The following is a 16,350-nucleotide window of genomic DNA, read 5'->3' as shown; positions in this document are numbered from 1 at the left end:
TTTATATTTTAAGATGAAGCTACAGGAAGCTGCGCTTTAGAATTTAAAGTTATAAGAGATGGATGGGATGAATTTGAACAGGGCCACTTTCACGGCTTCTGTACGGGTCGGATCGTTCTTCACATCGCGGAAGTAGATCGTGTAAGCATTCTCCCGGCCATAAGCATTGAAGAGGCTGAAGGCCAGCTCGTGGCTCCATTTTTTGGTTTCTTTCAGCTTGCAGGTAGCGCCCAGGTCGAGCCTGTGGTAAGCCGGCATACGATAGTCGTTACGTTTGGTATAGTAGTAAACCGTTTGTCCGTCTACCTGGTACTTGCCGGCCGGGAAGGTAATGGCATCGCCGGTATAGTACACCCAGTTGGCGCTTAAGGTCCATTTCTTGTTGAGCTGGTAAGTAGCTACGATAGCGATATCGTGCGTCCGGTCCTGGCGTGCATTATACCATTCGTTATTATTGATACCGTCGATCTGGCGTTCTGTTTTGGAAAGCGTATAGCTTATCCAGCCCGACAGGCGGCCCACTTTCTTTTTCAGCAATACTTCCAGGCCATAGGAGCGGCCTTTACCATAGAGCAGTTCCGTTTCGATCGCGTTGGAGGATGAAAACACATTCGCGCCATCGCGGTAGTCGATCTGGTTCTGCATGGTTTTATAATAAGCCTCCACGGTCAGCTCATATTTATTGCCACCCAGGTTTTTGTAATACCCTACTGATACCTGGTCGGAGATCTCGGGTTTGATCAGGTTGGTGCTCGCGATCCACTTGTCGGTAGGACTGGAAGAGGTGGAGTTCGAGATCAGGTGCAGGTTCTGGGTATTGCGTACAAACGAAGCCTTTACCGAAGAGGTAGGGTTAAACTGCCAGCTCGCCGCAAGCCTTGGCTCAAGGTTCACATAGGTTTTTACAAACTGGCCGCTGTTGTACTTAAAGGTGTCGACCACTTCGCCGCCTGCATTCACATCGTAGAAGTTGCCGCCGCCCAGGATGCTGAAGGCCGATACGCGTACACCATAGGTGATATTCAGGTTGTCGGCTGCCTTCCAGTTATTGGTTGCATAAACGGCATTCTCCCAGGAGTAGCGCTTCTGCAGTGCCTGCGAGCCGATGCTGTTTTCATCGCCCGAGGTTACCTCGCCGGGACGGATGGTGTGGTAAATACTGTTGAAACCGATCTTCAGATTATTGCGATCGCTGATATACCATTGTATTTCTTCTTTCAGGTTAAGATCCTGGATCTGGGAGAAGATATTGAAATCGTAAGCGCCCGATTTAATCGAGATCTTGTAGTTGTAGTTACTGAAGATAAACGAGGTATTGGAGAACAGCTTATTGTTGAAGATATGGTTCCAGCGCAGGGTAGCCGTTGCATTACCCCAGTTGATACCGAAGCCGTCATCATCGCCGAACGCGGCTTTCAGCTTGTCCTTCCCGAAATAACCCGAAAGATAAATACGGTCTTTTTCGCCTAATGTATAATTTACTTTGGCATTGAGATCGTAGAAGTACAGGGAGTTATTTTTATAATCGTCGGTAGCCTTCAGGAACACGTCGGCATAAGTACGGCGACCGGTGATCAGGAAGGAGGATTTATCCTTCTGGATCGGCCCTTCCACATTGAGTTTGGCCGAGATGAGGCCGATACCGCCGCTCACGTCGAAGTCCTGGTTATTACCATCGTTCATTTTTATATCCAGTACCGACGACAGGCGTCCGCCGTACTGGGCGGGCATACCGCCTTTGTATACGGTAATGTCTTTAACGGCATCGGAGTTAAAGGTAGAGAAGAACCCCAGCAGGTGCGATGCGTTGTACACCGGTGCTTCATCGAGCAGGATCAGGTTCTGATCGGCAGCGCCGCCGCGTACAAACATACCGCTGTTGCCATCGCCGGCAGCCTTGATACCGGGCAGCAGCTGTATGGCTTTCAGGATATCTTTTTCGCCAAAAAGCACGGGTATATTTTTGATCTCCTGTGCGGTAAGCCTTTCTACACTGGTCTGTGCGCTGCTCAGGCTGCGGCCTTTGGAGGTTTCGGTAATGGTTACTTCCTGCAGGTCGCGGCTGTTGTCGCTCAGTGCCAGGTTGATGGTCGTATCTTTAGAGAGGTCTACTTCGATATACTGGGTCTGCATACCTACCGAAGACATTTCTATCTTATGCTTGCCTGCAGGCAGGGAAAGCGAGTAGAAGCCGTATTCGTTCGTTAATGTTCCCGCAACAGACTCCACTTTGACGGTGGCGCCGATAAGGGTTTCGCCATTCGCTTTGGATTTGAGTGTGCCGCCTACTGTAACTTTCTGCGCCATTGCGGGTACAACCGCGACAGAAAACAGGAAGGCCATGAAGCATTGTTTTGTGTATTGCATTGGTTTCGATTAATATTTTGGGGTTGTAGGATTAAGACACCGCATGATATGCTTACCCCTATGTGTTTAAATATTTTATACCGGGTGTTACCAAAACGGCAAAAGCAGCCGGATATTATCGCGTTTACCGATAATTCACCGGGATTATCCCCAGCAATAACCGCGCCAATATTGACTTAGATCAATATTAAATGATTTGCACTTCTCTTTCGAGCTGTATACCAAACCGCTCTGCTACGGAGTTCATAATGGTTAGGGAAAGGTCGGCAATGTCCTGCCCGCTGGCTCCGCCATAATTAACGAGTACCAGGGCCTGCAATTTGTGTACGCCGTAGTTGTCCTTACGGTAGCCCTTCCAGCCGCATTGCTCGATGAGCCAGCCTGCGGGTATTTTGGTAATATGCCCGGGTAGGGCATAACCGGGTATGGTGGGGTATTGCGCTTTCAAGGCCAGGTACAGATCAGTGTCGACCTCCGGGTTTTTAAAAAAACTGCCGGCATTGCCGATCTCGCGCGGGTCGGGCAATTTGGAGCTGCGGATACGGATAACCGCATCAGATATAGCCCGGATGGACAGTTCGGTAACGCCCATGGCATCCAGCTCCTGTTGTATATTACCGTAACTGGTATTGAATACGGGTATTTTATTAAGCCTGAAAGTGACCGCGGTAATGATCACCTTATTTTTCAGCTCGCGTTTAAAAATGCTGTCGCGGTAAGCAAAACGACAATCTTCGTTGCCCAAAACGGTAAAGGCGCCGGATGCGATATCGTAGTACCGTACTGCTTCGATCACGTCTTTGGCTTCCACGCCATAGGCCCCTATATTCTGTATCGGTGCAGCGCCTACCGTACCGGGTATCAGCGACAGGTTTTCGATACCGGCATAACCGGCTGCTACGGCATACAACACCAGTTCGTGCCATATTTCGCCGGCGCCGACCTGCAGCCATACGTGCTGCCCGTCTTCCCGCAGTTTAACGATGCCTTTGATCCTGTTGTGTACAACCAGTTGCGGCACATCGCCGGTAAAGAGCATATTGCTGCCGCCACCCAGTACCAGGATGCCCGCTGCTGCGGCCGGTTCCTGCTGCAGGCCGGCAAGTTCTTCTTCCCGGTCGAAGGTGGCATAACGGGCTGCATAAACCTGCATTCCGAATGTATTAAGCCCCGCCAATGCGTAGTGTGGTTGTACCTGTAACATGTAGATCTGTAGAATTGTGCTGCGAAACTACCAACAAATCGGGAAAAAACGGACCAGGAGGAATTTCCGGGGGTATTACAAATCGAGCCTGCAGCTGTGTTGCTATGTTATTTTATGCGAGGAAAATTAGTAGGGAGTACCTAAGCTATCCGGAATAGATAAATATACTATCATACAAGGTCCTTGCCAGCGAATGTGATCCGGTGAAATTCATTTTTTTCCGTAGCGCCGCGGCTGGAAAAAATAGGGAAACATTAAACGAATCGCTTTGTCGGGCCCGGTATGCTTATTTGTCTTTTTTCGCGAGACCGGATGTGTCTTGGAAGAGCAGGATCAAGCAGAATTTTGGGGAATTCTTTTTCTAAGGTCGGTCGATTTTGTAGCTTTCGGGGCTATATTTAATTAAGGTCTCGCGGCGGCGCGGATCTCGCAGCGAGCAAAAGAAAATCCTGATATCCCCACAATGTCCGTAAGGCGCACTACGCAGTTCGTAGTGGGAATTATAGACTATATTAATAGCGGCGCTGCGACACAGCGAACGGGTGCATATTGGTCGTAACATCTGGTCTCCAACCGCGTAGGAAATGCTTTGCTCAACGCCTATTACATGCATTGCCGGGCATCTAGCCAGGAAACAACCAAACATACCGACCTTTAGAAAAAGGGCGTTAATAAACCGCGTAGCGCTCATGAGCACCAATAAAAGAATAAAAAAATACAGCGAATAAATGCTGCAGGACGCCGTATAGAAAGAAATACAGTTCCCACAGTCTGGCCCTGTACCTTAGTTTGTTCATCATTCCTTCGTCCATTTTTTTCTACTGCCCGGAATATTTCTTTTAGGCGTACAAGGCATTTTTAGCACTTTTTCTACAGTCTTGATTTTTGCTTCTTTGTATCAAGACAAAGAAGAATAAAAACACAGGGTAAGTATCCAGGGGTTCCCCAACTTTTCCGCTTGACCCGAAGAGCGCTCTTTCCCGCGATTAATCCTGAAATAAAAAGCTTCTCCACCGCAGGCGCGGGGAGAAGCTGGGTAAGGCGTTGGTATGCAGCAGACGGCTTTGGCAGGAGCGATGCTATTTATGTCTGAAATATCTAAGCGGTATATCCTGCCCTTTCCTGATCCGTTAAATCCGAAAGGTATACATACAGACCAACATTATCTTGTCGTGAACCGGTTGCTCAGGCAGTAAGCGCGATCTGCATCTGGATCACTTCGTTGCGCATCCGCAGCTGGTTCATATAAGCCCCGGCATCCGGGTATTCTTCGATCGTATCAAAAAGATGTTCGGTCGTTTTTTCCTCCTGGTCGTCGGTGTTTTTAATAAAACCGATACCGGCAAACTCCCAGATCATATCTTTATAAGGCGGGTTATTGAGCTTGTCCAGTTCTTGCGAAGCCCGTACCAGCGCCAGCTGGTAGGCCTCTTTTTCTGTTTCGGCGCTCACCAGTCGCAATTGCTTGATAAATTTATTCAGGGCCTTACCACTGGGGTCGTGTATCCGGAAAATAAGTTCTGAAAGAAACCACTGCGTTGCCATAATCATTATTTTTTAAGAAAACGTATTATCCCTTTGAACGCCACATGTAACATGCAGGTATTAACGGGCCTGCCAGGGAATTATTATCAGGGTGTTTTTAAGCACCTTCTTTTTAACATGCACCTTTATAACGGGACGTTAATTTATATATGCTTCAGTCCACCCGAACCGGTAATATTCACATCGATGGCGGGACTACCGCGATAGTACACATTGCCGCTACCGGTAATACGCACCTTAAGCCTCTCGGTAGCCTGCACTTTGGCGCTACCCGAACCCGATATCTTTACATCGGCATCGCCCGATGCCATATTCAGGAAGTCCATATCGCCGCTGCCCGTAATCTCGAGCGACTGCCTGTTTACCGAACCGCCGGCGATGTCGATACTGCCGCTACCGCTTACATTGGCATCCAGGCTTTGTGCTGATAAACCATTGAGGTAGATATCACCGGAGCCGCTTACTTTCATATACAGGTCGGAAGTGGCGATCGGGCTGTTGGCGCTGATATTGCCGGAACCGCTGAGGATCAGCCCACGGATATCGGGCGAAGAAACGCGTACGATGATGTTGTCTTCGGCACGTACAGAGGTATTGTTTTTAACCCTGATGGTCAGCCGGTTGTCGTTCAATACGGTTTCGATCACATCGATCACGTTTTGCTGCGCTTCGATGGTTACGGAATAAGTAGCGGAAGGGGTAACATACACTTGCCCGGAAATATCGGATTTGATCTCTTTGAAATCGGCCACGCTGCGACTTTCGGTCACTACCGGTCCGCGGCCCGATACTTTACGGCAGGCTTGTACCGTAAGGACAAAAAAGGCAATAGACAGTAACAGGGCTATTTTTTTCATGTTTTGAATTGGTTTTGTTTTAAAATAATAGTGTTGCGATCTGCTAAAACTTCACCTCTTCACCTTCATAGACGGAGAAAAAGCGGGCAGGCTTGGCTAAAGATTTGTAAAGGCGGTCTTATTTTTTCGGACTTACAGGTTTACTTGTATACCGGCAATTCCGCCGATATATATCCCGTTGATACTGTTGCGTCCTTTATGCTGCCAGAGGTAATGGTCCCGGATATCGTCCTGGTCTCTTTCGTAACTCAGGTTGTTGATAGATGGGCCGGCAAAGAACTCGATACGGTTGGCCACTTTATAGGCTGCCAGTACCCGCAGGCCCGATTTGTAGTAAACGTTGTGTTTCAGGTCGGAGAGTGCACCTGCGGTCATTTCGACATTGGCCCTGAAATAACGCGCCAGCGGAATGTGGAAGCCGATACCGCCTTCGAGCGCATAACGGGCGTTATCTTCTTTGAAATTATAACCGGCGCCGAGTATACCGTAGAGGTAACGGCCGCCAGAACGGAAGGTAAGCATGCTTACGCCCGACTCGTCTATGCTGGCGCCGATCTGCCTTTCCCCGTTTTTAATAATGTTGATCAGGCCAATGGGGTAGTCGCTTTCTTCGGCAATATTGATCAGGCCGGCCACCTGTACCCCTTTCACCTTGCGGGCAATATTGATCAGGCCTGCTACCTGCGAACCGGCATCGCTACGCGACAGGTTGCCAAAGCCGGCTACCTGTACGCCTTGTGTCTTACCCGCCAGGTTAGCAAAACCTGCCACCTGCGACCCTGCACCCTGGGCTGATACATTCACGAAACCGGCGATCTGCACGGCATCGGAGCGTTGCGCCAGGTTGGCGAAACCAGCCACCTGTGCATCGGCCGTACGTGCCTTGTTGATAAAACCGGCAACCTGTGCGCCTTCCGCATCGCGTACGATATTGGCAAAACCCGCAACCTGTGCACCGCGCATATCGGCGGTAATATTAACGATACCGGCTATAGCCGCACCTTCTGTGGCTTTGCGGGCCAGGTTGAGGATGCCCGCTACCTGTGCACCACGTGCCTTATCGCCTACAATATTGGTAATACCCGAAAGCATCAGCCCCTGTGCGTTTTGCCGTACCACACCCGAGATGCCGGACAAGCAAAAGGCCGTTTCATTACGCGAAACGCCGGAGAGCAGGTGCAGTGAAAAACGGTTGCTGCATTCCGGCGCTTCGGTACCATTAGTACTTAAAGGATAAATAATGCCGACATGTGCCGGGCGCGGTTTAAGCTCCTGCGCCGAAGCAACGATGAGAAAACAAAAGAAAACGAGGATACTGCATATCAGCCAAAGCAGGGCCGTGCTAAAAAGTTTCCGTGTCATACTGTGTGCGTTTGGATATGAGACACCCCAACGCGTGTATACCCCTACGGAAGTATCAGAACAGGTCTACACCCACACACCAGCCCAGCCAGCCGGTCACCTCTTTGCCCAGTGAAAAAGAGGGATAACCATTTACAAAATCAGAACGATAGCCCTCCACATAACCCACAGGCTTGGCATACAGTATAGAAACCGCAGGCCCCATATAAACGCTGCAAAGCTTGCCCAGCTTGTATTTCATATTCAGCTGCAAACGGTGCAGCAGGTTTTGCTGCTCCCAGTCGCCCGTATATACATAAAGGGAAGTAAGTTCGGGGTTAAAGAAAAAACCTTTTTTACCCAGGCGCAGATCGCTGCCCAGGCCATAACCAAAGGAGTAGGCATCTTCTTTACCAGCGACCTGGAAACCCAGTACCAGTATACTATACAGCTTATGGTTGCCCGATTTATAGGCCAGGTTTACATGTTGCAGTTCGCTGGTGGAGATCGAGAGCTTGTGATAGCCTCTACGTACAATATTCAAAAAGCCGATGCTGTAACCGTCAGAGGTATCTGCATAGTTGACAAAGCCGATCTGTACGCCCTTCAGTACCCGCGCCACATTCGCAAAAGCCGAGATCTGCAACCCGTTTACTTCTTTGGCGCTTACATTGGCCAGGCCGGCGATCTGTATACCTTTCAGCGTTTTCACGTTCACATTGGCAAAACCCGCTATCTGCGTACCATTCAGGCTTTGCGTACAGTTAAAGAAGCCGGCTACCTGCAGACCCGAGGCATGGCGTATATTGATATTGCCCAGGCCGCCTACCTGTATACCATCGCCCCTTACGGCATGGTTGTACAGGCCCGCGATCTGTATACCCTTTACCCGCTTGGATACCACATTGGTCAGTCCCGCGATCTGTATACCGCTCATACTGTCGAGCACGGTATTGTGCAGGCCGGCGATCTGTACACCCGTTACACTCCCGCCTACGATATTGAACACACCGGCTACTTGTGCGTACTTCATATCCTTCTTGACGATATTGAACAGGCTGCCCAGCTCGAAACCATTTACCCCCGCGGTATAACCGCCAAACACGTTAAACGAAAATTTATTAACGATCTGCGCGCCCATACGGCCATGCGACCCCAGCCCGGGTGTAAGGGAAAACTGGAAGGGTTGTTTGGTAAAAAAACTGTTGAGGTTAAGACTGTTCATGGTCTGCTTCGAAGAGAGGAAAGCGCCACCCAGCCAGGTACGCTCCACACCCGAGATAACCACCGAATCCAGTTGATAGGCAACCGGCGCAATGGTAAGCTTAAGCTCTTCGGGTTGCGTAGCCGAGGATAATACCACGAAGGTGTCGGCATAAGATATCTTGCTGACACTGATATTCACATCGGGACGGCGCTCTTTAAGCTGCAGGCGGAAATAACCCTGCTCATTGGTCATCGTCGATATCAGTTGCTGCCGTTCGTATACCGTAGCATTACTTACCGGCTCGCCGGTGCTCTTATCGATCACCACGCCGCTTACATACCAGAACTGTGGCGAAAGGAAAGGTTGTATGATCAGGTAGTTGTCGCGCTCAACGAACTGGTAACGCTTGCCGAATAGGGCTTCCAGCGCCTGCTGCACCTCTTTGTTATTGATATTGAGCGTTACCAGGCTGTCTTCCCTGATGATATTGTTGTTGTAGGAAAAATAAAAACCACCATGTTGTTCGATGATTTTCAATACGCCCGATACCGGCTTATTTTTTACCTGCACCGTTATCCGCTTATGAAGATAATTCTGCGCCCGGGTGGAAAAGCAAAAGAGTAAAAGGCAGGAAAGGAGTATAAAGGGTATAATTCGTATTTTCATGGGGCGACGAAATAGCATGCAAAGCTATGGGGATTAAATATTTTAATCAACCGCAGCCGCAGATAATACGCCCCCCTTACCGGGGGATTTTCATTTTCTTTTAGGGAATATTTAGGAAAACATACCCTGGTAAAAATAAAAAGGTTAGCAGCAAAGCAAATTGTGCTAACCTTTTTTATCCCACTGAAAAACTGCTGCTGTTTATTTCAGCATAATTTTTCCGTCTTTTTGTTCGATCTGTATATTCTGAGTTTCTACTATTACGCCAAGAATCAGGTTAAGCGGGTCCTTACGGTGAAAAGTCGTCGTTATCGGCAGGTTGCGGATGGCCGGGTTATTGATTGTGATCTTCGCATTGTACGATTCGTTCAGGGCGTCGACCAACTGATGCAAGGGGGTGTTATTACATACAAACTCCTGGGTCCGGTAAAAATTGTATAACTCGTCACTATTTTTTTCAATTACCGGCGCATCATCCTTTTTCAGCACGGTAGCTTTTTGTTTGGGCAGCAATTTTACCTGGTTCCTTCTTTTGGCCACCGTTACGATACCCGTTTCTACAATGATCTCGGTTTTATCCCGCGTGTTCTTTACGTTAAACGAGGTACCCACTACCCTTACCGTTACATCATCGACCGTTATCTCGAAGGGCTTGGCCTTATTGGGGGCCACATTAAAGAAAGCTTCGCCTTTAAGCGTTACTGCGCGCACATTGCCTTTGAAATCGCGGGCATAGGCCAGCGACGAGTTCTTGTTCAGCGTCACCACCGAGCCATCCGGCAAGGTATCGATGCGCACATCCTCCGAGGAGGCCAGGGTAACCCGGTTGGCGTTCGTTTCGTAATAGAAGTGTGCTACCCAGGCGCCGAACATCAGTACTGCGACGGCTGCGGCTGCCCGCCACACCGTTTTCTTCTTTTTAACCGGGAAGGCAATCACATTATTGCTGGTAGCCGTATCCTGCTCCTGTTCCTGTGGCGCTATACGCTGCTGAAAGCGGGCCCAGGCATCATTTTCGTCAATCTCATGGGTTACGGTCAGCTGCAGGCTTTCTTCCCATATCAGCCTGAAGTGATCGTAGTAGCGTTTGTTATCCTTGCTGGCATTGATCCACTGCTCTGCCATCCGGCTCTCTTCCGCGCTGGTTTCTCCCAAAAGATATTTTACTAAAAGTTCATCCATTTTATCAGTTATTTATAACAGCCCCCCCGGGCAATTAAGTATTGTTTTTTACTCCCGACCCTATCAGGAGTGTAATAAATGCAGTAATCCCACCAGTACCAGGGGCAGGTATTCTGCCAGTTGCATGCGCATAATCTTCAGTGCCTTACCCATCTGGTTTTCGATCGTTTTCACCGAAAGGTTGAGCCGCTGTGCGATCTCCCGGTATTTCAGTTCTTCGAAGCGGCTCATCTGGAAAATGGTGCGGCATTGTTCGGGCAACTGGGTAAGCGCGTCTGCAATTTTCGCCTCCAGTTCCTTGGCAATAATTTTTTTCGAAGCGTGCTCCGAGGCTTCTTCTGTCGTATGCCGTGTATGCTGTTGATGTGCCTGTTTCACCTTTTGATGTTTCAGATAATTTAAACATTCATTATAAACAGAACGGTACAGGTACGCGCTGGCCGACTGGTTAATGATCACCTGTTCTCTTTTCTCCCACAGTTTGTAAAAAACCTGCTGCACCATCTCTTCCGCTATCGCTTCCTCCCTCAGGATCGTACAGGCATAAGCATGCAAGGGCTTGAAATGGGCCTTAAAAATCCGTTCAAATTCCGTTGTGGTAATTCCGGTAGTATTTATTTCCATGTGCAATAAATGGCTTTGCCCGTCAAAGGTACTCGCTTGTTCCAAAGTTTGCATTTAATATCAGACATTTAAAAATACACTTACCCCTATACAACGGCACGAAATTTGTTTCAGTAATAACAAACAGAAAAATGGCCCCTGCCGGGGATAATAATCCTATTATTAACCTGCATTTATCATAAAAGGAATTATTTTTGAGCCATGATCTTTATTTTTAACCAATAAATTTAAAATCGTATGGGATTTCTTAAAGAATTTAAAGAGTTTGCAATCAAGGGTAATGTAATGGATCTGGCGGTCGGTGTCATCATTGGCGCTGCCTTTGGCAAGATCATCGACAGCATCGTAAAAGACCTTGTCATGCCCCTGGTTTCGGCCGTTATCGGCCAGCCCGACTTCAGCAATCTTTATGTGGTCCTGAAAGGAGATGTGCCGGCCGGTACACCCCTGGCCGAAGCGCAGAAGATCAAAGACACCGCCATATTTGCCTATGGTAACTTTATTACCGTAGCGATCAATTTCCTGCTGCTGGCCCTCGTTATTTTCATTATGGTAAAAGCAATCAATGCCATGAAACGTAAAGAAGAGGCTGTTGCACCGCCGAAAGCGCCCTCCTCTACCGAGGTTTTACTTACTGAAATCCGTGATGAGTTGAAAAAGAAAAACTAAGTTTGCAGTAAATTCAAGTACCCGGCCCGGGTTGCCCCGGGCCCCTTTAATCCAATAGATTATGATGCGTGCCAGCCTGGTTCTACCCCAGTTCAGGCAATTAAAAGCGACGGGCAAACATGCCTTTGCCGTTTTAATTGACCCGGACAGCGTTACTCCCGACTCCATATGCAGTATCGCACAGAAATGTGAAGATGCCGGCGTAGATTATGTCTTTATGGGGGGTAGTATCGTGGTTACCGCACATGTAGACCATTGTATCCAGCAATTTAAAACCGTCAGTAAGATCCCGGTAGTACTGTTCCCCGGCAGCCCTGCGCAGGTTTCCCCCTGCGCCGATGCCCTGCTGTACCTCTCGCTGATCTCGGGTCGTAACCCGGACTTGCTGATCGGGCAGCACGTAGTCTCTGCCCCGGCGGTTAAGATGAGCGGCCTCGAAGTGATCTCTACCGGTTATATGGTGATCGATGGTGGCGTGCCCACTACGGTTTCGTATATGAGCCATTCGGCGCCCATCCCGGCCAACAAACCCGACGTGGCGCTTTGTACCGCATGGGCCGGCGAACTGCAGGGCAAGCACCTTATTTATATGGATGCCGGCAGTGGCGCCAAGTACCCGATCAGTACCGAAATGATCAGCCGGGTAGCCGGCAATATAGACATCCCGCTGGTAATAGGCGGCGGTATCCGTACGCCCGAAAAGGTTTATGAAAACGGCAGGGCCGGTGCACAGATCATCGTGGTGGGCAATGCCATCGAAAAAGATCCTTCGCTGATCCGGGAAATGAGCCTCGCCGCCAAAGAATCCGCGATCGGCATCTGATCCCTTTTTTCCTGATATTTTTTTCAGACTCCCGGCCCGGCGCCGGGAGTTTTATTTTTGAGTTTGCAGGCGGATACTTTACCCTGGCTGTTTGCACACGACTTACCAAAACATTTCCCGCAACGATCGCTGTGTCGTTGCGAGACTTTAAAAAGCCCCGGACGAGCATACGAAGTTTTGCTTGTCCTGTTACACTGCAGGCCTGATACAGGTAACAGGTATTAAAAAAATAGTCTCGCCGCGCCGCAACGAGACAAGTGATGTCCGGAAATATCCAGCTTTTCCGCTTGATCCATCCTTATCCTGCCTTTCACCTTATAAACCATCATCTTGTTCCTCCCCGCGGCAATTTTGAGCAAGCTTATCTGTTAGCCCGATCTATTCCGAGCGTTCTCCGGGTGCTGATAACCGTACTTTAGCATATAAATCTGCTGTTGGTGACAACACCAACAGCGGCGGAAAACATCTATAACAATAGCTAACCTTCAAATCCGCGTGATCCGCATTATCCCGTTCAAAGCAATAAAATCCACACAATCGCTGTCTCGCTGCGAGACCTGAAAAAGCCCCGGACGAGCATACGAAGTTTCGCTTGTCCTGTTACACTGCAGGCCTGATACAGGTAACAGGTATTAAAAAAATGGTCTCGCCGCGCCGCAGCGAGACAAAAATATCTATGACAATATCCATCCCTCAATCCCGCCTGACCCGCACGATACAGACCCAAGCAATACAATACACCACGACAATCGTAGCCGCCGCGAGACCTAAAAATATCCCTAACAATAGCCAACCCTTAAATCCGCCCTAATCCACACTATCCCGTCCAAAGCAATACAATTCACCAGAATCGCAGCGGTGTGAGGCCTTAACTAGCGTCCTTAATTCCTCTTCATCCGTGTCTGCCGGATCGCGGGCCTTGCACCCATTAACCGGCGCTTAAATTTTCCTTCCCTACCTTTGCAGCAAATTTTGCCTTTGAAACCGATACATTACGGCGCTATTGCCGCCGCTTTAGGACTGATTGCATTGCTCTATTTTGCCGGGAATACGGTGGCGCCTAAAAAAGAGGATAAAATGGCTGCAGCCATGTCCCAGGGCGGAACACCGGGTGAACGCCAGGCCGCCGGTATGGAAATTCCAAAAGCCGCCAGCTTCGATTCGCTGCTCGCCGCCGCCAAGCAAAAGCTGGCTCCGGCAGCCCAGGCCGAAATTAACCGCCAGGAAAATACGATTACCCGCGGCGATGTAACCGCCCAGCAAATCGCTGCTTATGAGACCCTCGGTAAGCTGTGGCAACAAAATAAAAACCACGCCGTAGCTGCTTATTACTTCGCGAAATCCGGAAAATTGGAAAATTCAGAAAAAAAGCTGAACTTTGCAGCCCATTTGCTGTCAGAGGAGCTCCATCATGAACGGAATCGATCGGTAAGACAGTGGATGGCAGAGGAAGCAATCGCTTGCTACAACCAGCTTCTGGAGCTTAACCCCAATAACGACACTACCCGCATAGAGCTTGCCGGCGTGTTTATAGATGGAACCGGAGAGACGATGAAAGGCATTGAGCAGCTGCTGACTATTGTGCGGAAAGACTCGACAAATATACCTGCCAATATTATTTTAGGTAAAATGGCCGTGGAGTCGGGACAGCTGGATAAGGCTGTAGCGCGGGGCAATACGATATTGCGGGTGGATAAGAATAACGTAGAAGCCTACCTGTTCCTGGGTGAAGCCTATAAGCGGCAAAAGGAAACGGATAAAGCGAAAGCGATGTTCAATGAAGCTAAAAGGATCATGAATAACCCGGACTTCAACAAAGACCTGGACGAATACATGAAGACCTTTTAATTTCCCGTAAGGGAACCAAACTTTGGAAGACTTTTTTATAAGGTACTCTATACGAAATACTATTTTTAACAACAAAAAATTATTTGAGCTATGCCAAGTGGTAAAAAGAGGAAACGTCATAAAATCGCCACCCACAAACGTAAGAAGCGTTTAAGAAAGAACCGTCATAAGAGCAAAAAGAAATAGCACTGTTTTTTAACGGAAACCAGCTTTATCTAATGTATATGCATGGCCTTTCTGTTTAATTCCAATATTATAAAATGCTAACCCCGGTACTGCTCCCTGAGTAAGTATGGGGTTTGTATTTTTATAAGCGTGCAGAAAAAAAACTGCACTGCTCCACGGGATCTATACCCGGGAGCAGGAGCAGTATTGGTGACGACTAAAACGATTTTCATGAATAAAGAAATGATAATCAATGCGTCGGCTGATGGGGTAGAAATAGCGCTTCTGGAAGATAAAAAACTCGTAGAACTTCATTACGAACATAATAATTCGGCGTTTGCCGTTGGTGATTTATATCTAGGCAAAGTAAAAAAACTGATGCCCGGCCTTAATGCCGCATTTGTAGATGTTGGATACGAAAAAGACGCTTTTCTCCATTATTCCGACCTGAGTCCGTATATCCGTTCACTGTTGAAATTTACAAATACAGCCATAAGGGACAACAGCCCCAATGGCTTCGATTTTGGCAAGTTCGAGAATGAGCAGGAAATATTAAAGACCGGTAAGATTACCGATGTTCTTACCCAGAAACCTGAGATCATTGTCCAGATTCTGAAAGAACCGATATCTTCCAAAGGTCCCCGTTTAAGTTGCGAACTCTCGTTTCCCGGAAGATTTGTAGTACTTACCCCCTTCAATAATTTTGTATCCGTATCCCGGAAAATTCACTCCGGAGAAGAAAGAAAACGGCTGCAAAAGATCGTGGAAAGTATCAAACCCAAAAACTTCGGGGTAATCGTAAGAACCGCAGCCGAGGGCAAAAACACGGCCGAATTGCATGCCGATCTGCTGGACCTGACCAACCAGTGGAAAACTATACAGGAAAACCTGAAAGGCGCTCATCCGCCCAAACGGATCCTGAGCGAACAGGCTAAAACCACCTCCATCTTGCGCGACCTGCTGAACGAAAGTTTCCAGCGTATCGTTGTCAATGAAAAAGGGATCATGAACGAAACCCGGGAATATGTATCCCGTATCGCACCGGAAAAAGAAGAGATCGTCAACTTCTACCATAACGGCCAGCCGATATTCGATCACTTCGGGATTACCCGGCAGGTAAAGGCCGCATTCGGTAAAACGGTAAACCTCGCAAGCGGCGCTTACCTCATTATCGAGCATACCGAAGCGATGCACGTGATCGACGTGAACAGCGGTACCCGCGCCGCAGACGGCAACCAGGAGGAAAGCGCCCTGAAGACCAACCTGGAAGCCGCAGAAGAAATTTGCAGGCAACTGCGCCTTCGCGATATCGGCGGTATCATCATTATCGACTTTATCGATATGAAGCTGCCCGACAACAAGCGAAAGCTTTATGATTACATGACGGAGTGCATGACCACCGACCGAGCTCGGCATACCCTGCTCCCGATCTCCAAGTTCGGCTTGATGCAGATTACCCGTCAGCGCCTCCGCCCCGAGATCAATATCAGTACGGCCGAGGTATGCCCTACCTGTAAAGGAACCGGCAAAATAGGCCCTTCGATCCTGATTACCGACGAGGTAGAAAAAGATTTCAGGTACCTGATCAACCAGGGACACCGCAAACTGAAGCTGCACGCACACCCCATGCTTGTTGCTTACCTGAAGACCAGCGGTTTCTGGCGCTCCCTGCAGTGGAAATGGTACCGTACGTACGGTGTATGGCTGAAGCTCCACACCGACAACAATTACCAGATGACCGAATATCATTTTTTCGATCAGAAAACGGAAGAAATTATTAAGCTCTAAAAGCTTCAAAAAAGAAAACGCCGCCTTAACCATCGTGGTTATTGGCGGCGTTCTTTTTTATACC

12 protein-coding genes are annotated in these 16,350 nt (G+C 48.6%); 4 read left to right on the top strand and 8 right to left on the bottom strand.

What is annotated here, in order from left to right; translation table 11 throughout:
• Positions 1-36: 36 nt before the first annotated feature.
• The 8 genes from B0I18_RS03550 to B0I18_RS03515 form a co-directional block, all read right to left on the bottom strand.
• The gene (locus tag B0I18_RS03550; RefSeq protein WP_106521260.1) at positions 37-2,343 is read right to left on the bottom strand and encodes a TonB-dependent receptor; all 2,307 of its coding nucleotides are present in this window, start codon (positions 2,341-2,343) and stop codon (positions 37-39) included.
• A gap of 211 nt (positions 2,344-2,554) precedes the next feature.
• Positions 2,555-3,571 (bottom strand): UDP-N-acetylmuramate dehydrogenase, encoded by a 1,017-nt coding sequence (murB, locus tag B0I18_RS03545; protein ID WP_106521259.1) that lies wholly within the window; start codon positions 3,569-3,571, stop codon positions 2,555-2,557.
• A gap of 1,185 nt (positions 3,572-4,756) precedes the next feature.
• Positions 4,757-5,116, bottom strand: a complete 360-nt coding sequence (locus B0I18_RS03540) for a DUF4288 domain-containing protein (RefSeq protein WP_181358321.1) — start codon at positions 5,114-5,116, stop codon at positions 4,757-4,759.
• Between the two features lie 143 nt (positions 5,117-5,259).
• Complete coding sequence (locus B0I18_RS03535) at positions 5,260-5,973, bottom strand: head GIN domain-containing protein (protein WP_106521257.1); 714 nt, start codon at positions 5,971-5,973, stop codon at positions 5,260-5,262.
• 132 nt (positions 5,974-6,105) lie between these two features.
• On the bottom strand, positions 6,106-7,335 hold the full coding sequence (locus B0I18_RS03530; protein ID WP_106521256.1) for a hypothetical protein: 1,230 nt from the start codon (positions 7,333-7,335) through the stop codon (positions 6,106-6,108).
• 55 nt (positions 7,336-7,390) lie between these two features.
• Complete coding sequence (locus B0I18_RS03525; protein ID WP_181358320.1) at positions 7,391-9,187, bottom strand: STN and carboxypeptidase regulatory-like domain-containing protein; 1,797 nt, start codon at positions 9,185-9,187, stop codon at positions 7,391-7,393.
• 201 nt (positions 9,188-9,388) lie between these two features.
• A complete protein-coding gene (locus tag B0I18_RS03520) occupies positions 9,389-10,369 on the bottom strand; it encodes a FecR family protein (protein WP_106521254.1) in 981 nt (326 codons plus the stop codon).
• 63 nt (positions 10,370-10,432) lie between these two features.
• A complete protein-coding gene (locus B0I18_RS03515; protein ID WP_106522038.1) occupies positions 10,433-10,993 on the bottom strand; it encodes an RNA polymerase sigma-70 factor in 561 nt (186 codons plus the stop codon).
• Positions 10,994-11,230: 237 nt separating this feature from the next.
• On the opposite strand from B0I18_RS03515, the gene mscL reads away from it, so the two are divergent.
• The 4 genes from mscL (at position 11,231) to B0I18_RS03495 (ending at position 16,286) form a co-directional block, all read left to right on the top strand.
• Positions 11,231-11,662: a large conductance mechanosensitive channel protein MscL gene (mscL, locus tag B0I18_RS03510; RefSeq protein WP_106521253.1), complete on the top strand. Its 432-nt coding sequence runs from the start codon at positions 11,231-11,233 to the stop codon at positions 11,660-11,662.
• A gap of 61 nt (positions 11,663-11,723) precedes the next feature.
• Entirely contained in the window at positions 11,724-12,485 is a 762-nt protein-coding gene (locus B0I18_RS03505; protein WP_245882042.1) for a phosphoglycerol geranylgeranyltransferase, read from the top strand.
• Positions 12,486-13,463: 978 nt separating this feature from the next.
• On the top strand, positions 13,464-14,333 hold the full coding sequence (locus tag B0I18_RS03500; protein ID WP_106521252.1) for a tetratricopeptide repeat protein: 870 nt from the start codon (positions 13,464-13,466) through the stop codon (positions 14,331-14,333).
• 396 nt (positions 14,334-14,729) lie between these two features.
• Positions 14,730-16,286, top strand: a complete 1,557-nt coding sequence (locus tag B0I18_RS03495) for an Rne/Rng family ribonuclease (protein WP_106521251.1) — start codon at positions 14,730-14,732, stop codon at positions 16,284-16,286.
• The last annotated feature ends 64 nt before the right edge of the window (positions 16,287-16,350 follow it).

This window comes from Taibaiella chishuiensis, from assembly GCF_003014535.1.
Lineage (GTDB): Bacteria > Bacteroidota > Bacteroidia > Chitinophagales > Chitinophagaceae > Taibaiella > Taibaiella chishuiensis.
This window is presented reverse-complemented; position numbering and strand designations above follow the sequence as displayed.

Coding starts and splice junctions, on each gene's coding strand:
- B0I18_RS03550 (WP_106521260.1), bottom strand. CDS start 2,343: ATGGCCTTCCTGTTTTCTGTCGCGGTTGTACCCGCAATGGCGCAGAAA.
- murB (WP_106521259.1), bottom strand. CDS start 3,571: ATGTTACAGGTACAACCACACTACGCATTGGCGGGGCTTAATACATTC.
- B0I18_RS03540 (WP_181358321.1), bottom strand. CDS start 5,116: ATGGCAACGCAGTGGTTTCTTTCAGAACTTATTTTCCGGATACACGAC.
- B0I18_RS03535 (WP_106521257.1), bottom strand. CDS start 5,973: ATGAAAAAAATAGCCCTGTTACTGTCTATTGCCTTTTTTGTCCTTACG.
- B0I18_RS03530 (WP_106521256.1), bottom strand. CDS start 7,335: ATGACACGGAAACTTTTTAGCACGGCCCTGCTTTGGCTGATATGCAGT.
- B0I18_RS03525 (WP_181358320.1), bottom strand. CDS start 9,187: ATGAAAATACGAATTATACCCTTTATACTCCTTTCCTGCCTTTTACTC.
- B0I18_RS03520 (WP_106521254.1), bottom strand. CDS start 10,369: ATGGATGAACTTTTAGTAAAATATCTTTTGGGAGAAACCAGCGCGGAA.
- B0I18_RS03515 (WP_106522038.1), bottom strand. CDS start 10,993: ATGGAAATAAATACTACCGGAATTACCACAACGGAATTTGAACGGATT.
- mscL (WP_106521253.1), top strand. CDS start 11,231: ATGGGATTTCTTAAAGAATTTAAAGAGTTTGCAATCAAGGGTAATGTA.
- B0I18_RS03505 (WP_245882042.1), top strand. CDS start 11,724: ATGATGCGTGCCAGCCTGGTTCTACCCCAGTTCAGGCAATTAAAAGCG.
- B0I18_RS03495 (WP_106521251.1), top strand. CDS start 14,730: ATGAATAAAGAAATGATAATCAATGCGTCGGCTGATGGGGTAGAAATA.